This window comes from Thalassospira alkalitolerans, assembly GCF_002115745.1.
Classification (GTDB): domain Bacteria; phylum Pseudomonadota; class Alphaproteobacteria; order Rhodospirillales; family Thalassospiraceae; genus Thalassospira; species Thalassospira alkalitolerans.
In genome coordinates this window covers 278,368-297,243 of record NZ_JFKB01000003.1, presented here as the reverse complement: position 1 = coordinate 297,243, position 18,876 = coordinate 278,368, and the positions used below count along the sequence as shown (strand labels likewise).

Sequence of the window (18,876 nt, the reverse complement as noted above, 5' to 3'; positions counted from 1 at the left end):
TTCAATTGTCTGTCATCATTGCCGCTTTGGCTTTAGCGGAAAGAAAATAGCTCCTGATGATATGCGTGTGCAGGCAAACCCGCCCCAATCAGGTCGCGTTTTACAGCATCGCCGAAACCGCTTGGACCACAGAACCAAACACTGGCTGATTTCCAATCGGGCACATCTTGGCGCAATTTTTCACCGCTCAGGAAACCATCTCGACCATCACGCCAAACATGCAGTTTTACGCCAGCCTTCCTGGCCAAGGCTTCGAGGCGAACCATCAGCGTCTCATCGCAAACCGGCGCGGCTTGATAAAAATCGATTTGTTGTTCTGTCGGGTTTTGTCCCAATTGCTCCAACCGGGCGAGGAAAGGTGTCAAACCGATCCCTCCCGAAATCCAGATCTGCCGGGGACGTCCCTCGTCAAACGTAAACGTCCCATATGGGCCTTCCAGTCGAACCGGATCACCTTCCTTTAATGCCTTGGGCAAGGTCTGGGTATAATCGCCAAGTGCCTTGGAAATCAGGGTTAACTGCGGGGTATCGCGTTGCCATGCGGACGATATGGTAAAAGGATGCGCCCCGTCATTCCCCGGGAAAGTGACAAATGCAAATTGTCCGGCTTTGTGCCCCGTCCAATGATCATCAGGACGAATGACAATTTCAAGCGACTTCATTTGCGGCAGATATTCAAGTGCCTCGATCTTTCCCGTTGCTTGACGGTTTTTACCAATCTTCCCGGTGAGCACGATCACCGCCGATACCGTCCCGACCAACAGCATCGCAGCCATCAAATAACCAATCGGCTGCGACCAGCTTGCGAAATCGAATAACATGAGCCCATGGAAAACCAGGACCAGATAAAGCCCTGCAAGAATGGTGTGGGTCTTGGCAAACCAGTGATAGGGAAACCATTTCACTAGCGCCAAAACCATAAGCAGCGCCGCGCCATAAAACGCCCATTCACCCAGATTTTCCGCGAAACCGCGCTGGGATGCGAATGCCGCCTGGATCACACCAAAATCGGAATGATCCGGCCTCGGACCACGTTTACCCGCAATCAAACCAAGCCCCGATGCCCATTTTGGCCCCACCGACCACAACCAATGCATCGTCGATGTCACAAGCACCGTAATCCCGAGCCACTTATGCAAACGATAGATTTTGTCGAGCCCGCCAAGCGGCCTTTCAAGCCAGACAGGACGGGTGGCCAGCAGCATGATCAGGCTCATGATCCCGATAGATATGGTCCCCAAATACTGCACGATGAAATTGCGCAGCCCGATGAAGCTTTCGACCTGGAAAATATCGGGATTGGTCCAGAACCACAGCCCGGTCAAAATGGCGATAAAACCGACATAAGTTATCTTGATATTTTTCATCGCCTGGCTCCCTTGGCATGGTGTTTGCCACAAGAACGGCGGCCCCTGCAGCACAGGGATTTAAGCAAAAATCCGTCGCAAATTTATACCAAGATGGCATCTAATTTGTATTGATTTGTATCAGGGATGGAATGTTCACAATCCCATCCCTGATACCTGTTTTCGCCCATCAAACGGAACTAACTGTGTGACCGCAAAACAGACTCGGCAATTTCGCGTTCAACATCGGCCGGATAGGCATAAAATCCCGGCTTAAATGCCGCGGCCCCGCCTGATGCCAGCCAATCAATCCCCCGGATCAAAATGGCCGAGAACGGATCAAACAGATCCTTGCCCGATCCCCCCATACCCGGTGCCAAATTCAAAAGGCTGCCCCGGTTCAAAAGGTAAACTTCCTTATCGTTATCTAGCGTGAAACGTTCGATGTAACGCCGCATCCGGGTCGATTTCTGGGTATCAAGCCATTTAACGTCGATCTCGGTATTGGAATGCCCGACATTGACCAAAATGGTACCGCGACGCGTCTGCTTGATTTGTTCCGCCCCCAAAATGCCCGAAAAACCGGTGGCGGTAATGACAATCGCGCATTCTTTTAACCCATCTTCAAGGCTGACAACGCGGCACCCGTGATGCTGGGCTTCAAGGGCGCGAACCGGATCGCGTTCGGCAACCGAAACCACTGCGCCCAGATTGCGCGCCCGTTCAGCAACCCCGCGCCCAACCGGGCCAAAGCCAATCACCAGCACAGAGCGTCCATAAAGCGCCAAACCCGTAACATTGGAAAAGACCGGCCACATTTCCTGTGCCACGTGATGACGGTTATGCAGACGGTCCTTGATTGCAATATCGTTCCAGTTAAACACCGGGAATATCAGATCAAGCTTTTCAACGCGATGAACGCCGGTGGTGGTGGCTTCCAGCGCGCCGTCGACCTTATGGCCCTTTTGAACGAAGGCCTCGATCAGTTCCCCGCCCATATCAGCAATAATATCGGCCGGGCTGTCAGACAGAATATCGATGCTTTTGGCGTATTGCGCGGGTGTCATGCCGGAAAAGGCATGGACCTCGACCCCATTGGCGGCCAAATAGGCCGCGGCAACGTCATCGGTACTGTCGGGATTGCAGGCGCCAACCTTGACCGTCGCCCCGGCCTTTACGAAAGGCAACAAGGTTGGGATCGTGTCTTCCAGAACATGCTGAAAACTGACGATGGTTTTATCGCGCAAGTCGCGTTTGGCAACGTAATTGCCGTATTTGGCCGTGACGGGGCAAATCACCTCGCGCCAGGCAAGGGTTTCATCGGTGATGTTGGCGGCAAGGGCCGGATCCTTGATGCGGCTGGTCATGGGCTGGCTCACTTAAAACGTGGGACGAAGATCATATTGTCTTTTGTGTTAATCGCCACTCGACCGGATGGAAAGTATTTCTGACCATTTAGTCAGATTTTTCATCTAACGGACCAAATTACCGCCCTTGTCTGCATTGCGAAATTGACGTGCCCGAAAAACACGACCATCCCCGCAACCAAAGCCACATCCGCATCCCAACCGGACCACGACAGCACATCACAGGATGCCCGCACCACCGGGTATTCCACATTAAAAACTGGCAAATTGGCCACAAACATTTCGTATCACCCTGCCAGCCATCGGAAATCATAAAGATTTTTCGATTTGTGGCCTTGCCCCGGCAATCAGTTTGACGCAGCATGTCGCCCCATCCGCCGCATCATGATCCGTGGCGGACGGCAGAATGGAGTAGTCTGATATGGCTGCATTTTTACAAATCGGTGTTTTGGTCGCGATGGCCGCTGTGGCCGTCATTTTGGTATTGGGCATCATCACCATGGCGCGCGGCAAAAGTGCCAAAACGTCCAACAAACTGATGCAGTTTCGCGTGCTTGCACAGGCAATTGCCCTGCTGCTTTTGGTGATCTTGTCCTTTATGGCAATTGGTAAATAAACCGCCCATAGTCGTACAGACCGCGCAACGCATATGCGTTAATCCGAAACATGGCACCTCAGGACAACGGAAACACACATGGTTCAGTTGACCCGCATTTACACCAAATCCGGCGACAAGGGTAAAACCGCCCTTGGTAATGGCACCCGTGTGCCCAAAAACGATATTCGCGTTGCCGCCTATGGCACGGTTGATGAAACCAATGCCGTGATTGGGGTTGCCCGCTTGCATTCCGATGGTGATATCGACGATATGCTGGCGCGCATCCAAAACGATCTGTTTGATCTGGGGGCCGATCTTTGCACCCCCGGCGATGGCAGCAACGACGACCCCGAACGCCCGGCGCTTCGGATTACGGCCAAACAAACCGAACGGCTTGAAGCCGAAATCGATGCCATCAATATTCACCTTGATCCGCTGAAATCATTTGTCTTGCCCGGTGGCTCTGCACTTTCGGCACACCTGCATGTCGTGCGCACCGTATCGCGCCGCGCAGAACGGCTGATTGTCGAACTGGCGGGAATCGATGCGATCAATCCCGAGGCTGTCCGCTATATCAACCGCCTTTCCGACCATATGTTTGTTCTGGCCCGCCATGCCAATAACGGCGGCAAAGACGATATTTTGTGGAAACCCGGCCTGACCCGATAAAGAAAAATATCGGATAAAATCCTGTTATTTCAGGGTTTGGTTGCGTATCAAGGCAACCCAAGACATCAAAATTTTAGTAAAGAAGCTGTCGTTAACGTTAACCTCTTTACGTAAATTGACAAGCTCCGCAGCACTCCCTATTGTGCATCGCGGGGAAAACAGTAACATCGGGCCCCGCCGTGCGCTGCCTTGGCAGCACGCAGCAAGCCCATAGCTTCGACAACAAAAACGAACAGGTCTGTCCATGAAGGTTCTTGTCGCCGTTAAGCGCGTTGTGGATTACAACGTCAAGATCCGTGTCAAACAGGACCAATCTGGCGTTGAATTAAACAACGTCAAAATGTCCATGAACCCGTTTGACGAAATCGCCGTTGAAGAGGCCGTCCGCCTCAAGGAAGCCGGTACTGCGACCGAAGTGGTCGCTGTATCGCTGGGTGTGAAACAGTGTCAGGAGACGCTGCGTACCGCCCTTGCCATGGGTGCCGATCGCGGCATTCTGGTTGAAACCGAGGACGAGCTTCAGCCACTGGCCGTTGCCAAACTCCTTAAAGAAGTGGTCGCCAAAGAAAGCCCGGATCTTGTAATCCTTGGCAAACAGGCGATTGATGATGATGCCAATCAGACCGGTCAAATGCTGGCCGCCCTTTTGGATTGGCCGCAGGGGACCTTTGCCTCCAAAATCGTCACTGTGGATGGCAAACTTGACGTCACCCGCGAAGTCGATGGTGGCCTTGAAACCATCAAAATCGATCTTCCGGCAATCGTCACCACCGACCTGCGCTTAAACGAGCCGCGCTATGCCTCGCTGCCCAATATCATGAAGGCCAAGAAAAAGCCGCTTGATATCCTAAGCCCGGCCGAGCTTGGTGTGGATACCGCGCCGCGCCTGAAAACCCTGAAAGTGATGGAACCACCATCACGTCAGGCAGGTGTAAAAGTTGCTGATGTTGCCGAGCTTGTTGACAAGCTTCGCAACGAAGCAAAAGTGATTTAAGCGGGGGCCGATCAAATGAGCATTCTTGTTATTGCCGAACACGACAATACCGAACTAAAGGTCGCAACCCTTAACACCGTTGCTGCGGCACAGAAAATCGGGGGCGACATCACCATTCTGGTCGCCGGTGAAAACTGCCGTGCTGTTGCCGATGCGGCGGCAAAGGTTGCCGGTGTTTCCAAGGTTCTGGTTGCCGATAACGCGGCCTATGGTCATTTTCTGGCTGAAAATATGGCCGGTCTGGTTACTGAACTGGCTGGCGATTACAGCCACGTTCTGGTGGCGGCTTCGACCACGGGCAAAAACTTTATGCCCCGCGTTGCAGCATTAAAAGACGTCGCACAGATTTCCGACATTACCGATGTCGAAAGTGCCGATACTTTCGTCCGTCCGATCTATGCCGGTAATGCCATGGCGACGGTGCAGTCAACTGATGCCCTGAAACTGATTACGGTCCGTACCACGGGCTTTGATCCGGTTGCTGCCGAGGGTGGCTCTGCATCCATCGAAGACGTTGCAATTGCTTCGGATTCTGGCAAATCAAGCTTTGTCGGTCAGGAACTGACCGAGTCGGAACGCCCGGAACTGACCGCCGCGTCGGTTGTCATTTCTGGCGGTCGTGGCATGGGTTCTGGTGAAAACTTCCACCTGATTGAACCGATTGCCGATAAACTGGGTGCAGCCATTGGCGCATCTCGCGCTGCGGTTGATGCGGGTTACGCCCCGAACGACTGGCAGGTAGGGCAGACCGGCAAAGTTGTTGCACCGCAGCTATACATTGCTGTAGGCATTTCAGGTGCTATCCAGCACCTTGCCGGCATGAAGGACAGTAAGGTCATTGTCGCGATCAACAAGGACGAAGAAGCACCGATCTTCTCGGTTGCCGATTACGGCCTTGTCGCGGACCTGTTCGAGGCCCTTCCCGCATTGGCGAGCGAACTCGACAAATAATCAGATCCCATCTAGGGTCAAAACAGTCAAAGAGGATTGCTCTGACCTTGTTTTGACCCTGGGGGAGAAGTGGGGAACAAATGGCTTCGCTTGAAGATATCAAGACCATTGGCGTAATCGGTGCCGGTCAGATGGGCAATGGCATTGCTCATGTAATTGCGCTTGCCGACTACGACGTCCGACTGCTTGACGTATCAGCTGAGGCGCTTGAAAAAGCGCTTGGCCTGATCGGAAAGAATATGGACCGTCAGGTCAAAAAAGACCTGATTACTGAAGCACAGAAAAAAGCGGCCCTTGCCCGGATTACCACGGGCACGGAATATAGCTTCCTGTCTGAATGCGATCTGGTGATCGAAGCGGCCACCGAAAATGAAGAGACCAAGAAACAGATCTTCAAATTGTTGTGCCCGGTTCTTGGCCCGGACGCCATCATCGCGACCAATACATCATCGATTTCGGTGACGCGCCTGGCATCCTATACCGACCGTCCCGCGAAATTCATGGGTATGCACTTCATGAATCCGGTGCCGCTGATGAAGCTGGTCGAATTGATCCGGGGCATTGCCACGGACGAGCCGACCTATCGCACCATTCATGAACTGACCAATAAACTGGGCAAAGACACGGCAAGCGCCGAAGATTTCCCGGCCTTTATCGTCAACCGTATCCTGTTACCGATGATCAATGAAGCGATCTATACGCTTTATGAAGGTGTCGGCAATGTCCGGTCCATTGACGATGCGATGCGCCTTGGCGCGAACCATCCGATGGGCCCGTTGCAACTGGCCGATTTCATTGGTCTGGATACCTGCCTGTCGATCATGCATGTCCTGCATGACGGTCTGGCCGATACCAAGTATCGCCCTTGCCCGTTGCTGGTCAAATATGTCGAAGCCGGTTGGCTTGGCCGCAAGGCCGGTCGTGGTTTCTATGATTACAGCGGTGACGAGCCGGTTCCGACCCGCTAATCGTCCCGAAACAGATTTCAAAGAAAGCCATCGCAGCAATGCGGTGGCTTTTTTGCATTTGAATTCTGATTTAACCGACGTGCAAAACTTTTGATCTTTCGATCAGAAATTGCCCTGCTATGATAAAGACAACAAACAAAGACCAAAAAGAATTCAGGAGGCCGCCCTACATGTTTCTTGGAATAGATGTCGGCACATCTGCCGTTAAGGCGCTTCTGATAGATGAAAAATCGATCACTGTCGCCGAAGCTGATGTTCCTTTGACATTAAGCAACCCAAAACCATTCTGGAGCGAACAGCACCCGGATGACTGGTGGACTGCGACTTGTACGGCAATGGACCAGTTAAAGGCATCCAATTCAAGCGCCCTTGCCGCCGTGCGTGCCATCGGGCTTTCAGGGCAAATGCACGGTGCCGTGATCCTGGGTGCTGATGATAAACCGCTGCGCCCGGCGATCCTGTGGAATGATGGCCGCGCCACCGCCGAATGTGCTGAGCTTCAGGCCGCCCTGCCCGACCTTCCGATACGGGCAGGCGTTGTTGCCATGCCCGGCATGACCGCGCCGAAACTGATTTGGCTGCGCAAACATGAACCGGAAACCTTTGCCAAGATCAAAACCGTCCTGCTGCCCAAGGATTATATCCGTTTCTGCCTGACGGGTGAAAAAGTCACCGAAATGTCGGATGCCGCCGGGACGCTTTGGCTTGATGAAGAAAGCCGAAGCTGGAACTATGACGCCATTGCTGCAACCGGCATGGATATCGCCCAATTGCCACACCTTGTCGAAGGCAGCGATGCCACCGGGCATCTGTGCGGCGAACTGGCTGTGCGCTGGGATATGAAACCAACCGTCGTTGTTGCCGGTGGCGGTGGTGATGCCGCAACGGGGGGCATCGGTGTTGGTGCTGTCAGCCATGGCGACGGGTTCATTTCGCTTGGCACATCATCACAGATTTTTGTCGCATCGGATCGGTATCGCCCCAAACCCGAAGAACTCCTGCACAGTTTTGCCCATGCAATTCCACAGCACTGGTTCCAGATGGCCGTGTTGTTAAACGGGGCAAGTTGCCTGTTATGGGCGGCGAACCTTTTGGGTGAAAAGGATATCGGCGCCCTTCTAAACCGTACCGAGGCCGCCGACAAAGCACCGTCAGATGTGCTTTTTCTGCCTTACCTCAACGGTGAACGCACCCCGCATAATGATCCCTATGCACGTGGCGTGTTCTTTGGCCTTGGCAGCGATACGGGGCGTGAAACGCTGGTGCAATCGGTTCTTGAAGGCGTTGGTTTTGCCCTGTCAGACGGGCAGTCGCGCCTGCATGCTGCCGGAACGCGGTGTGAACTTCCCGGTGTGATTGGCGGCGGCGCACGCAGCCGATACTGGATCCAGATGATTGCCGACATCATGGGCAGCCCGCTTGCCCGATATGAAGGTGCTGCCAAAGGCCCGGCATTTGGCGCGGCACGTCTGGGTCGCCTCGCCCTTGACCATGAAACGGTCGAAGATGTCTGTTTAAAACCCGCTATTCAGGAGGTCGTCATGCCTGATATGGCCCGACACGATGCCTATCAACCACGATTTGCCAAATTCAAACGGATTTATTCCGCCCTGCGCGAAGAATTCCACCCCGCCTGATCCCTTCCCCAATTCAAAACCTTTTTCCCCACCTGATCGGTATTTTGTCCTGCAACATTGTTTCGTGCCAAATGTTGCCGCCAAGGTCCTTTAAAGACCTGAAAAGATGCCAATATCAGTAAAAGTGATTGAATTAATTCTATTTGGATAAGCCATGACCATTGCCATCGTTGGAAGTTCCAATATCGATTTTTCCGCCCGCGTTGCCGAACTGCCCAAACCCGGCCAGACCGTTGCCGCCACCGGTTACACGACCGGCCCCGGTGGCAAGGGATGCAATCAGGCAATTGCCGTTGCCCGTTTGGGTCAAAAACCTGTTTTCATATCCAAGATTGGGAATGACCTTTTGGGGCGCAGCCTGATGGATACCCTGAAAGCTGAAGGTTTCGATACCAGCCAACTGATACAGGCACCCGATGCCCAAACGGGCACGGCGCTGATTTCAATTGATCATACCGGGGAAAACATGATCACCGTGGCGGGCGGGGCGAATATGACGATGACGCGCGCTGATATTCGCGACAAACAAATGCTTTTGGAAAATTGCACCTATCTTTTGGTGCAGCTTGAATGCCCGGTGGTTGCGGTGGCATATGCGATGAAATATGCCCATGATGTCGGGGCAACCATCATCCTTGACCCGGCCCCGGTTCCTGACCGGGTTGTTTTGCGCGATTTGATGGCTTTAACCGATATTGTCACCCCCAATTCCAGCGAATGTTTCGCCATGACCGGCATCCAGCCCGACAGCCTCGAAACCGCCAATCAGGCAGCGGCAAAGCTTCGTGAAATGGGGGCGCGTATCGCCGTCATCAAGATGGGATCAAAAGGCGCGTTTTATTGCGACGGCGACCAATCGGGCATCATCGAACCGTTTGATGTTTCAGCCATCGATACCGTTGCCGCAGGTGATTGTTTCAATGCCGGGCTGGCAGTTGCCTTGCATGATGGGCAGGCATTGCCCGACGCGGTGCGCTTTGCCTGTGCCACCGGTGCCTTGGCGACTACGCGCCATGGTGCGGCCGATGCCGCCCCGACACTTGATCAGGTCATGTCCCTGATCGAAGCTGCGCATTAATCGATCATCAGGATGGGGCGTTGATCAGGCTGTTAAAGTAATCGATAACCCCATCGGCATCCCATTTCGCCGTGCCTTCCAGTTTGCCGATCACCTGACCATTGGCATCAATCACAAAACTGGTCGGCAGGCCGCGCGCGCCAAATGCCCGCGCGGTTGCCCCGCGAGGGTCAAGCACGACGTCAAGGTTGCCGATTCCATTTTCATCAAAGAATTCACTAACCACATCCGCACCACCGCGATCCTGACTAAGGGCCAGAACCCGAAACGCCTTGCCATCCATTTCAGCAGCCAACCGATCAAGATCGGGCATTTCTTCGATGCAAGGGGCGCACCATGTCGCCCATAGATTGACCAAAATAACCTGACCTTTCAGGTCCTTAAGGTCACGCTTGGTGCCATCGGCATCGATGAAAATCGTCTTTTGGGGCAAAGAATGATCATCAAGTACGACGTCCATTTTCGAAAGTTCTTGCGGCAATTGCGTATCTGCAAAGGCAGGGCTTGCATAAATGGCCGATATGGCGACAATCACGCCCAGATTTACGTAACGAAGCAATGCCTTCACAATACTCACCTTTCCAACGCTTGCGGATCACAATGACCGACAAAAACGCTACCGACCAGAAAAATGCCAACGCCCTGTGGGGTGGCCGCTTTGAAGCAGGCCCCTCGGCCATCATGGAAGAAATCAATGCTTCCATCGGCTTTGACAAACGCCTTTACGCCCAAGATATTCAAGGATCCAAGGCCCACTGCGCGATGCTGGTCAAGCAGAAGATCATTCCCGCAGAAGATGGCGATAAAATCGCCACAGGTCTAGACCAGATCCTTCAAGAAATCGAGAGCGGCAATTTCACCTTTTCGGCCGCCCTTGAAGATATTCATATGAATGTCGAAAGCCGCCTGCGCGAATTGATCGGCCCGGCGGCGGGTCGCCTGCATACTGCGCGTTCGCGCAATGATCAGGTTGCCACCGATTTCAAACTCTGGGTTCGCGATGTTGCGCTGACCGATCTTGATGTCGGTCTTAAGGGGCTTCAGGAAGCCTTGATCAATCAGGCGGGCTCACATGCCAACACCATCATGCCGGGCTTTACGCACCTGCAAGCCGCCCAGCCGGTGACCTTTGGCCATCATATGCTGGCCTATGTTGAAATGTTCGGCCGTGATCGCGGCCGGGTTGCCGATTGCCGCACCCGGGTGAATGAAAACCCGCTGGGTTCCGCTGCCCTTGCCGGAACGCCCTATCCGATTGACCGGCACATGACGGCAAGCGCGCTTGGCTTTGACCGCCCGACCGCAAACTCGCTTGATGCAGTTTCGGATCGCGACTTTGCCTTGGAATACCTGAACGCGGCATCGATCACGGCGATGCATCTGTCGCGTCTGGCCGAAGAAATGGTCATCTGGTGTTCGGCACAGTTCAAATTTGTCGGCATGTCTGACAAGTTTTCGACCGGTTCATCGATCATGCCGCAAAAACGCAACCCGGATGCCGCCGAACTGATCCGTTCGAAAATTGGCCGGATCGTCGGCTGCTATAATTCTCTGATGCTGTCGATGAAAGGCCTGCCACTGGCCTATTCCAAAGACATGCAAGAAGACAAGGAACCGGTATTTGAGGCCCATGACCACCTTGGCCTTTGTGTTGCCGCCATGACCGGCATGATCGCCGACATGAAAGTGCATAAAGACAATATGCGGGCCGCTGCCGGTGCCGGTTATACCACCGCAACCGATCTTGCCGACTGGCTGGTTGCCGAACTGGGCATGCCGTTCCGCGATGCGCATCATGTGGTTGGTTCGACCGTGAAATTGGCCGAAACCAAAGGATGCGACCTTGATCAGCTATCCCTTGAAGACCTTCAAGCGATCGAGCCGAGGATAACCAAAGCAGTCTATGATGTTCTGACGGTTGAGGCATCGGTTGCCGCCCGTCAAAGCTTTGGCGGGACGGCACCGGTTCGCGTGACGGAATCAGTCAAGGCGGCAAAGGAAAGGTTCCTGAAATGAGCAACCAGATGCTTAAACGCAGCACGGTAATCGTTCTGGCGGTGATGCTGGGCCTGTCTGTTGCCGCCTGCGGCAAAAAAGGCCCGCTCGAACCGCCGACCGACGCAGGCAACAACTATCCACGGACATATCCGGCACAATGAACCATTTTCAATATATTGATGGCGTTCTTCACGCAGAAGGCGTTTCCATCCCGGCCCTTGCCGAAAAAGTCGGCACACCGTTCTATTGTTATTCCACCGCAACCCTTGAACGCCACTACAAGGTCTATGCCAGTGCGTTTGACGGGCTTGATGCCACGGTTTGCTATGCGATCAAGGCGAACTCCAATCAGGCAGTTCTGAAAACACTGGCCAAGCTTGGTGCGGGTGCCGATGTTGTTTCGGTTGGTGAAATGCGTCGTGCGCTGCGTGCCGGTGTTGCACCGGACAAGGTGATCTTTTCCGGCGTTGGCAAGGCCGATGCGGAAATGCGCGAAGCCCTTGATGCCGATATTGCCCAGATCAATGTCGAAAGCATCCCCGAACTGGAAGAACTGAACCGTGTAGCCATCGACATGGGTAAAAAGGCCCGCATTGCGATCCGCATCAATCCGCATGTCGATGCCAAAACCCACGAAAAAATCGCCACCGGCAAAGCCGAAAACAAATTCGGCATCGACTGGACCCGTGCGATTGAGGTTTACCGCATGGCCGCCGCCATGGAGGGCATCGACGTTACCGGCATTGCCATGCATATCGGATCGCAATTAACCGACCTGGCCCCCTTCCGCGAGGCATTTACCCGCCTATCTGGTCTGGTTGAAAAACTTCGCGACGAAGGAATTATCATTCGTAATCTGGATCTTGGCGGCGGTCTTGGCATCGCCTATCAAGGCGAAACCCCGCCATTGCCCGATGCCTATGGTCAGATGGTCCGCGAAACCGTAGGTCATCTGGGGTGTCACATCACGCTGGAACCCGGTCGTTTGATCGCGGGGAATGCCGGTGTGATGATTTCACGCGTCATGTATATCAAAGACGGCGAAGCCAAACGTTTCGTGATCCTTGACGCGGCGATGAATGATTTGATCCGCCCGACGCTTTACAACGCCTATCACGAAATCATCCCGGTTGATGAACAGGGTGAAAAAGATAAACAGGCATTGGTTGATGTGGTTGGTCCGGTCTGTGAAACCGGCGATACCTTTGGCAAGGATCGTAAACTGCCCGATAACCTGCAACCCGGCGATTTGGTTGCTGTGATGTCGGCGGGTGCCTATGGTGCTGTGATGTCATCGACCTATAATACGCGCGCATTGACGCCCGAAGTTCTGGTCAAGGATGATGCCTATGCCATCATCCGTCCGCGCCAGTCGATTGACGAACTGATCGGTCTGGACCGTATTCCAGAGTGGCTCGATTAATCGCCCCCTGAAAATCATCTTAAAGGCGGCCTTTTCACATAAAAGGCCGCCTTTTTATTTCGGCCACGGCATCATCGTTACTTGACCCGCCCGGCCAAAGCCCCAAACTTAGAATAAGGTCCCGATATCAAGCGGACCGAACGTCACGGCACATGGCCATATGCTGGGCCGAATGCAGGGGCCGAAATTCGATATGTCGATCATACCACCCAATCCCCGACTGGAACATCATCTGCGCCTTGCGCAGATGATCATGACGTGGGAACGCGTGTGGCCGCGCCTGATCCCGGCGATCAGCATGTTGATCTTGATCACCGGTCTGACCCTGACCGGCAGTTTTGAGATGTTGCCCGCGACCGGCCATATCATTTTTCTTTCGATCCTGTCGGTGACGACCCTTGTCGCGATTCTTCTGCCCTGGCGCCAGTTTGAATGGCCCGGCCGCCGGGCGGTTCTTCAACGGATCGAACGCGAAAACGACCTTGAAAACAATCCACTGCAAAGCCTCGAAGATCATATTCAGGACGATGAAGATCCCCTGACCAGTTATCTGTGGCAAAAGCAATTGCAACGCTACGAGACGATGCTCGATCATCTGCATCTGCCGCGTCCCATCCCGTCACTTGCCCGGATTGATAAATATGGCCTTGTCGTTTTACCGGTACTGTTGCTGGCGGTGGGATTATTTGCCGGACATGACCGGATCAGTGAACGTTTCCACAAGGCATTCAGCCCCCTGCAACGCCTTGGCACCGCTGATTTCAATACAACGCTATGGGTTACCCCGCCGGCCTATACCGGACAAATTCCACGTGTTTTGCGCTTTGCCGAAACCGGCGTCAAACCCAATATCCCTGCCGCCCAACAAGATACCAATTCCGAGACCAACAGCCCGAATATTATCAATGTCGACGTCCCGGTCGGGTCCATACTTGCGGGCAACATCGGCAGCATCTGGAAACCGACCCTGCGGGCGCCAAATGGCAACCGCACCGTTTCCGAAAGCAGCGACAGCAATTATGTGATTTCGACAGAACTTGATCAGGCCGGACCATGGCGCATTTCGATATGGGGCACGGACCGCCTGACGCTTAATGTCAATCTGATTGCGGACAAACCCCCGGCACTTTCCTTTGTCAGCCCCCCATCGATAACACGGCGCGATCACATCCGCCTCGACTATGTCGCGACGGATGATTACGGCATGAACAACCTTGATCTGGTCATCACACCCGCATCTAGCAGCATTGGGCGCGATCCATTTGGATTGAATGACACGATCCGTATCGATATGTCCGGCTCTGACGGTCAGGCTGGTGGTGGTATCAATGCCATGCCGACACGGATTGAAGGCCCACGTTTCATTGATCTGGTATCCCATCCCTGGGCAGGGCTGCCGGTTAACCTGCAACTGGTGTCGCAGGATAATGCCGGGCAAAGCGGGCAAAGCGATATCCGATCAATTATCCTGCCAGAACGCGAATTCACCCATCCGGTTGCAAAAAAACTGATCGCCATCCGTCAGGGGTTATTGCGCTATCCCGACCGCGCCCTCGAAATGCGCAACGCCCTGTTGCCAGTCTTATATGCCCCGCAGGCATTTAACGGGCATATCGGTGTTTTCCTTGCCCTTTCCGTGACCGAAGCACGCCTATCAGCCCATCTTCAAGACCGCAAAGTCCATCAAGATGTCGCCGGTCTGCTTTGGCACATTGCCGAAGAAATAGAACGCGGCAGTTATGGCATTGCCGAACGCAACCTGATGGAGGCCGAGGAACGCCTGCTGGACGCTTTGACCAATCCAAATGTAACCGAAGCGGAAATCGCCGAACTGATCGAAAATTATCGTCGGGCGCTGAATGAATATATGGCCGCTCTTGCCCGCGAAGCCCCGCAAAATCAACAAAACCCCCAAGGCCCCGCCGCAATTCTTGAACAACAGGACCTGTCGCGCATTGTCGATCAGATAGATGCCCTGATGCGCGCCGGGGCACGTGATCAGGCTCGCGCCCTGATCGATCAGCTGCGGGAACTGGTTGAAAACATGCAGGTCACATCGGGCGAAGGCGGCGCCGACATCACATCGACACTGCGTGAAATGCTTGATGGTGTACGCGATATCGCCCGCCGCCAGCAGGATTTGATGAATGAAGGCGACGACCCTGCAAATACCAACGGAAACGGCGACCGCGCCGATCAACAACATTCCCTTGCCAGTGATGCAAAAGGCCTGACAAGCAACCCCGGCTTTGGTCAGTTCGGCAATCTAAGTGGCATCGAAACCGCAATTGACGCCATGCAACGCGCCGCCGAAGCTCTTGACCACAATCGCGCCCATGAAGCCCTTCAACAACAGGGACAGGCGATAGAAGCCCTTCAGCGTGGCATCGGCGAACTCAGCCGCGCACTCGAAGGACTAAGCCAGATGATCCCGATGCTTGAAGAACTTAGTGGTTCGGGTAATCGTGATCCACTGGGCCGCCCTGTTGGGGGCGACGGCACAACGGTTATCCCCGAAGTCGATACTCTTGAACGCGCCTGGCGCATCTTGCAGGAACTGCGCCGCCGTTCCGGTGACCCTGATCGGCCACAAGTCGAACAGGAATATATCGATAGGCTGCTGAAGCGCTTCTAAAGGCCGCGTGACGCCACAACAGAAACTCCGCAGCACCTCTTTATGCAATCAGCACAAAACGTCCTGACGACTGTTTTTATCGCACCACAAGGCGGCAACGGCTCATCGGAAAAACGTCCCATCCGTCCAAGATGCTGCACCGTCCAAAAAATCGGCAAACCTGTTTCCAAACGACACAGCCAACGTGCAATCACCTTGCATGTGGAACACCGCGCCATGTTTGCCTTGGTCAGAACCAATCCCTTGGGGTGAACCTTCTTTCAGGACGAGACACACAAACAAAAAAAGGGCAGCGACGGATCACTGCCCTTTATCATTTTTCGGCTCAAACCGCCTAGGGTTCAACACCATCACGCGGGTCAAGGAAGGTGACCTGCAAGCGGGTCGCCGTTGGGTTCGGGCGACGAATTTTGGTTTCCACCGTCATTGTCTGCCCAACCGGAAGCATCTGTGCCTCCATCGGCATGTCCCCACCGCTCTGAACCGCACTTTCGTCAAAGATCAGCGGCACTTTTTTGCGCTGAACCACACGATCAAGCGGGTCAAGAAGTTCGATCAAAAGATAAGGCAAAACGCGGTCGGTTTCGCTGATATTGACGATCTCGGCGCGAACGACAAGAACATCAACACCGTCTTCTTCTTCACGAGTCGGCGGCAATTCCCGAATATCAAGGCCATCGCCAACATGCGGCACATCGAACCCGACCATGTCATAGACCTTGGCAATCGGCGGCCACAGATTGATCAGAATATCTTTGGCGAAATATCCACCCGCACCGATCCCGCCCAAAATCAGGAAGAACAATATCCAGCCAATGACGCCTTTTTTCGATTTCGCAGGCGGCTTTGGATTATTGCGGATCAATTGTTGTGGAATGGGGGGCGGATCCGGCATCTTATCGGGATCTTCAACCGGCTGACCTGCTTGGCTGGCCATCTGGTCGGCATTGAAATCAGCACCAAGCGCGCCATCCTGATCAAAGGGCGGCGGCGGGTTGTTTGCCGGTGCAGGCGCAGCAGGCTTCGTCCCTGGCGGGTCCTGATGCCAGCTATTGCCGCAACTTTTGCAGCGTACCGTTCTGCCCTTTGGGCCGATCGCCTCTGTTTTCACAGAGTATTTTTTGGAACAATCTGGGCAAGTAATGATCATTGCAAACCTGGCATCTCGATGTCAGCGGCATATAACCCGGGGCACGGCCATAACCTGTGTGACTTCCGACGTTTCCCCGAATGCCCCGGTATAGGCGGAACCTACACTATATGTAAATAGCGGCGATTTAACAGACTGTTAAGTACAGATAACTGAAGCTGCCCTGATTTGGGTATCACAGCATTGCATATATGGTGTGACAATAGCATCCGAAGAACTGTTTAAGTCGTCATATTTTCGGCCAATCTGCGATGATATGCATCACAGCGACCGTCAGAAACGGACTTTCGCAATTGTTCACCCGCCCCCGTCATTATCATGTTATGTCGGGACCTTATGCGTCGTTCTGCGATATGGAGCGCAAGTTTTGACTGAAGTCGTCAGTTTCAGGAATGTGGGTGTTCGTTATGAATCCGGGCCGGAGATTCTGCGCGATCTGAATTTTGCCTTGCACCGCGGCAGTTTTCATTTCCTGACCGGAGCTTCGGGGGCTGGAAAATCAACATTAATGCGGCTGCTGTACCTTGCCTTGCGCCAAACGCGCGGCGAAATAAGTATCTTCGGTCGTGACAATATCCGTATTCCACGCGATGAATTGCCCGCCATTCGCCGCAAGATTGGTGTGGTATTTCAGGATTTCCGCCTGATTAATCATCTTTCGACATTTGAAAATGTCGCCCTGCCGCTACGTGTGGCCGGGGTCGAAGACCTGCAAATTCGCAAAAATGTCACCGAACTTCTGGAATGGGTAGGCCTTGGCGAACAGATCAATGCCATACCATCCCGTTTGTCAGGCGGGCAGCAACAGCGCGTTGCCATCGCACGCGCCGTGATCGGACGCCCGGCCTTGCTTTTGGCCGATGAGCCCACCGGCAATGTCGATGATCGCATCGCAATGCGGTTGCTGTATCTTTTTGAAGAACTCAATAAACTTGGCACCACCGTGCTGATTGCCACCCATAACCGCCAACTGGTACGAAAATTTGGCCATAACCAGTGGCTGTTGGAAGCTGGCACCCTGCACGACATAACCCACAGCACCTGATAACACACCTGACAGCGCATCAACTGACGGCAACTGGACCACACAGGACCCTAAAACGATCATGGCTTTTCGTTCGCACCCGTCACATCTGCCGCTCGACAATGATTCATCGACGCGCTTTTTGCCAAGCATCGTCGCATTGATGGTGGCGTTACTGACTTTTTCGATCGTTGGCCTTGCCGCCCTGCATGACAGTGTCGGCAAATGGTCCGGTCAGATCGAAGGCAGCCTGTCAATTCAGGTGCCCCCGACCCGCATGGCCGAACGCAATCCCGAAGAACGCGAACAGGCGCTGCAGGTAACTGTTGATAATATCATCGACCAATTGTCGGGCATATCCGGCATTGCCCGGATCGAAGAACTCAGCCCCGAAACCATGTCGGCCTTGCTTGAACCCTGGCTTGGCCCCGATGAAGTCGTCAGCGAACTGCCCATCCCGCGCATCATCGAAATCACGCCAGAAACCGGCTTCAATTTCGATATGCTGGAACGCAGACTGGGTGAAATCGCCCCCGAAGCCGTGCTTGACGATCATCGTATCTGGATCGAACGCATTGCTGATGTCGCTTTTTCTGTCGAACTTGCCTTAACCGCACTGATCATTGTTTTGTTTGGTGCGACCATGCTGTCGGTCGTGTTTGCCACCCGATCCGGGCTTTCGATCCATCGCACCATCATTGAATTGCTACATCTGATCGGGGCACAGGATTCTTATATTGCCGGTCAATTTGCCCGTCATAACCTTCGATTGGCTTTCTTTGGGGCACTGATCGGGCTTTTGATTGCACTGCCGATTTCCGGACTAATTGCATGGCTTGGCCTGCGGGCAGGCTGGCCGATCCCATCACTGGTGTTCAGCCCGCTTTTCATCGGAATTATCATTGCCATTCCGTTCGTGGTTGCCGGGGTTGCCCAGATGACGGCGAAAAGAACTGTGCTGCGTGTGTTACGCAGAATGTTGTAACCAACGCCACAGCTTCGTATAGTCATCTGCACGGTTATGATCATTTGCCTTTT

17 protein-coding genes are annotated in these 18,876 nt (G+C 53.8%); 13 read left to right on the top strand and 4 right to left on the bottom strand.

What is annotated here, in order from left to right:
- Positions 1-32: 32 nt before the first annotated feature.
- Positions 33-1,367 carry a ferredoxin reductase family protein gene (locus TALK_RS06355; RefSeq protein ID WP_085616998.1) on the bottom strand — a complete coding sequence of 445 codons (1,335 nt, stop codon included), beginning with the start codon at positions 1,365-1,367 and terminating at the stop codon, positions 33-35.
- 179 nt (positions 1,368-1,546) lie between these two features.
- Positions 1,547-2,713, bottom strand: coding sequence for an adenosylhomocysteinase (locus TALK_RS06350; protein ID WP_085616996.1), 1,167 nt, complete (start codon positions 2,711-2,713; stop codon positions 1,547-1,549).
- A 421-nt stretch (positions 2,714-3,134) separates the two neighbouring features.
- On the opposite strand from TALK_RS06350, the gene TALK_RS06340 reads away from it, so the two are divergent.
- The 7 genes from TALK_RS06340 (at position 3,135) to rbsK (ending at position 9,608) form a co-directional block, all read left to right on the top strand.
- Positions 3,135-3,329 carry a twin transmembrane helix small protein gene (locus TALK_RS06340; RefSeq protein WP_085616992.1) on the top strand — a complete coding sequence of 65 codons (195 nt, stop codon included), beginning with the start codon at positions 3,135-3,137 and terminating at the stop codon, positions 3,327-3,329.
- Between the two features lie 78 nt (positions 3,330-3,407).
- On the top strand, positions 3,408-3,980 hold the full coding sequence (locus TALK_RS06335) for a cob(I)yrinic acid a,c-diamide adenosyltransferase (RefSeq protein WP_085616990.1): 573 nt from the start codon (positions 3,408-3,410) through the stop codon (positions 3,978-3,980).
- Positions 3,981-4,224: 244 nt separating this feature from the next.
- Positions 4,225-4,974: an electron transfer flavoprotein subunit beta/FixA family protein gene (locus tag TALK_RS06330; RefSeq protein WP_085616988.1), complete on the top strand. Its 750-nt coding sequence runs from the start codon at positions 4,225-4,227 to the stop codon at positions 4,972-4,974.
- A gap of 15 nt (positions 4,975-4,989) precedes the next feature.
- Positions 4,990-5,925, top strand: coding sequence for an electron transfer flavoprotein subunit alpha/FixB family protein (locus TALK_RS06325; RefSeq protein ID WP_085616986.1), 936 nt, complete (start codon positions 4,990-4,992; stop codon positions 5,923-5,925).
- 80 nt (positions 5,926-6,005) lie between these two features.
- On the top strand, positions 6,006-6,893 hold the full coding sequence (locus tag TALK_RS06320; RefSeq protein WP_085616984.1) for a 3-hydroxybutyryl-CoA dehydrogenase: 888 nt from the start codon (positions 6,006-6,008) through the stop codon (positions 6,891-6,893).
- Positions 6,894-7,063: 170 nt separating this feature from the next.
- Positions 7,064-8,530: a xylulokinase gene (gene xylB / locus TALK_RS06315; protein ID WP_085616982.1), complete on the top strand. Its 1,467-nt coding sequence runs from the start codon at positions 7,064-7,066 to the stop codon at positions 8,528-8,530.
- A gap of 154 nt (positions 8,531-8,684) precedes the next feature.
- On the top strand, positions 8,685-9,608 hold the full coding sequence (rbsK, locus tag TALK_RS06310) for a ribokinase (protein ID WP_085616980.1): 924 nt from the start codon (positions 8,685-8,687) through the stop codon (positions 9,606-9,608).
- A gap of 7 nt (positions 9,609-9,615) precedes the next feature.
- Here rbsK and TALK_RS06305 read toward each other — a convergent pair whose 3' ends face one another.
- The gene (locus TALK_RS06305; protein WP_085616978.1) at positions 9,616-10,176 is read right to left on the bottom strand and encodes a TlpA disulfide reductase family protein; all 561 of its coding nucleotides are present in this window, start codon (positions 10,174-10,176) and stop codon (positions 9,616-9,618) included.
- Between the two features lie 32 nt (positions 10,177-10,208).
- Between TALK_RS06305 and argH the strand changes: the two genes are divergently transcribed.
- The 4 genes from argH (at position 10,209) to TALK_RS06290 (ending at position 15,664) form a co-directional block, all read left to right on the top strand.
- Positions 10,209-11,624: an argininosuccinate lyase gene (argH, locus tag TALK_RS06300; RefSeq protein ID WP_085616976.1), complete on the top strand. Its 1,416-nt coding sequence runs from the start codon at positions 10,209-10,211 to the stop codon at positions 11,622-11,624.
- Complete coding sequence (lptM, locus tag TALK_RS22090; protein WP_169714963.1) at positions 11,621-11,767, top strand: LPS translocon maturation chaperone LptM; 147 nt, start codon at positions 11,621-11,623, stop codon at positions 11,765-11,767. The genes argH and lptM overlap by 4 nt, the downstream gene beginning before the upstream one ends.
- Positions 11,764-13,029, top strand: coding sequence for a diaminopimelate decarboxylase (gene lysA, locus TALK_RS06295; protein WP_085616974.1), 1,266 nt, complete (start codon positions 11,764-11,766; stop codon positions 13,027-13,029). The genes lptM and lysA overlap by 4 nt, the downstream gene beginning before the upstream one ends.
- Before the next feature lie 193 nt (positions 13,030-13,222).
- On the top strand, positions 13,223-15,664 hold the full coding sequence (locus TALK_RS06290) for a DUF4175 domain-containing protein (RefSeq protein WP_245829719.1): 2,442 nt from the start codon (positions 13,223-13,225) through the stop codon (positions 15,662-15,664).
- A gap of 334 nt (positions 15,665-15,998) precedes the next feature.
- Here TALK_RS06290 and TALK_RS06280 read toward each other — a convergent pair whose 3' ends face one another.
- A complete protein-coding gene (locus TALK_RS06280; protein ID WP_085616970.1) occupies positions 15,999-16,814 on the bottom strand; it encodes a DUF3426 domain-containing protein in 816 nt (271 codons plus the stop codon).
- A 367-nt stretch (positions 16,815-17,181) separates the two neighbouring features.
- On the opposite strand from TALK_RS06280, the gene ftsE reads away from it, so the two are divergent.
- Both ftsE and TALK_RS06270 read left to right on the top strand, forming a co-directional pair.
- Complete coding sequence (ftsE, locus tag TALK_RS06275; RefSeq protein WP_085616968.1) at positions 17,182-17,859, top strand: cell division ATP-binding protein FtsE; 678 nt, start codon at positions 17,182-17,184, stop codon at positions 17,857-17,859.
- Between the two features lie 61 nt (positions 17,860-17,920).
- Positions 17,921-18,823, top strand: coding sequence for a cell division protein FtsX (locus TALK_RS06270; RefSeq protein ID WP_085616966.1), 903 nt, complete (start codon positions 17,921-17,923; stop codon positions 18,821-18,823).
- Positions 18,824-18,876 lie beyond the last annotated feature (53 nt).

Coding starts and splice junctions, on each gene's coding strand:
- TALK_RS06355 (WP_085616998.1), bottom strand. CDS start 1,367: ATGAAAAATATCAAGATAACTTATGTCGGTTTTATCGCCATTTTGACC.
- TALK_RS06350 (WP_085616996.1), bottom strand. CDS start 2,713: ATGACCAGCCGCATCAAGGATCCGGCCCTTGCCGCCAACATCACCGAT.
- TALK_RS06340 (WP_085616992.1), top strand. CDS start 3,135: ATGGCTGCATTTTTACAAATCGGTGTTTTGGTCGCGATGGCCGCTGTG.
- TALK_RS06335 (WP_085616990.1), top strand. CDS start 3,408: ATGGTTCAGTTGACCCGCATTTACACCAAATCCGGCGACAAGGGTAAA.
- TALK_RS06330 (WP_085616988.1), top strand. CDS start 4,225: ATGAAGGTTCTTGTCGCCGTTAAGCGCGTTGTGGATTACAACGTCAAG.
- TALK_RS06325 (WP_085616986.1), top strand. CDS start 4,990: ATGAGCATTCTTGTTATTGCCGAACACGACAATACCGAACTAAAGGTC.
- TALK_RS06320 (WP_085616984.1), top strand. CDS start 6,006: ATGGCTTCGCTTGAAGATATCAAGACCATTGGCGTAATCGGTGCCGGT.
- xylB (WP_085616982.1), top strand. CDS start 7,064: ATGTTTCTTGGAATAGATGTCGGCACATCTGCCGTTAAGGCGCTTCTG.
- rbsK (WP_085616980.1), top strand. CDS start 8,685: ATGACCATTGCCATCGTTGGAAGTTCCAATATCGATTTTTCCGCCCGC.
- argH (WP_085616976.1), top strand. CDS start 10,209: ATGACCGACAAAAACGCTACCGACCAGAAAAATGCCAACGCCCTGTGG.
- lptM (WP_169714963.1), top strand. CDS start 11,621: ATGAGCAACCAGATGCTTAAACGCAGCACGGTAATCGTTCTGGCGGTG.
- lysA (WP_085616974.1), top strand. CDS start 11,764: ATGAACCATTTTCAATATATTGATGGCGTTCTTCACGCAGAAGGCGTT.
- TALK_RS06290 (WP_245829719.1), top strand. CDS start 13,223: ATGTCGATCATACCACCCAATCCCCGACTGGAACATCATCTGCGCCTT.
- TALK_RS06280 (WP_085616970.1), bottom strand. CDS start 16,814: ATGATCATTACTTGCCCAGATTGTTCCAAAAAATACTCTGTGAAAACA.
- TALK_RS06270 (WP_085616966.1), top strand. CDS start 17,921: ATGGCTTTTCGTTCGCACCCGTCACATCTGCCGCTCGACAATGATTCA.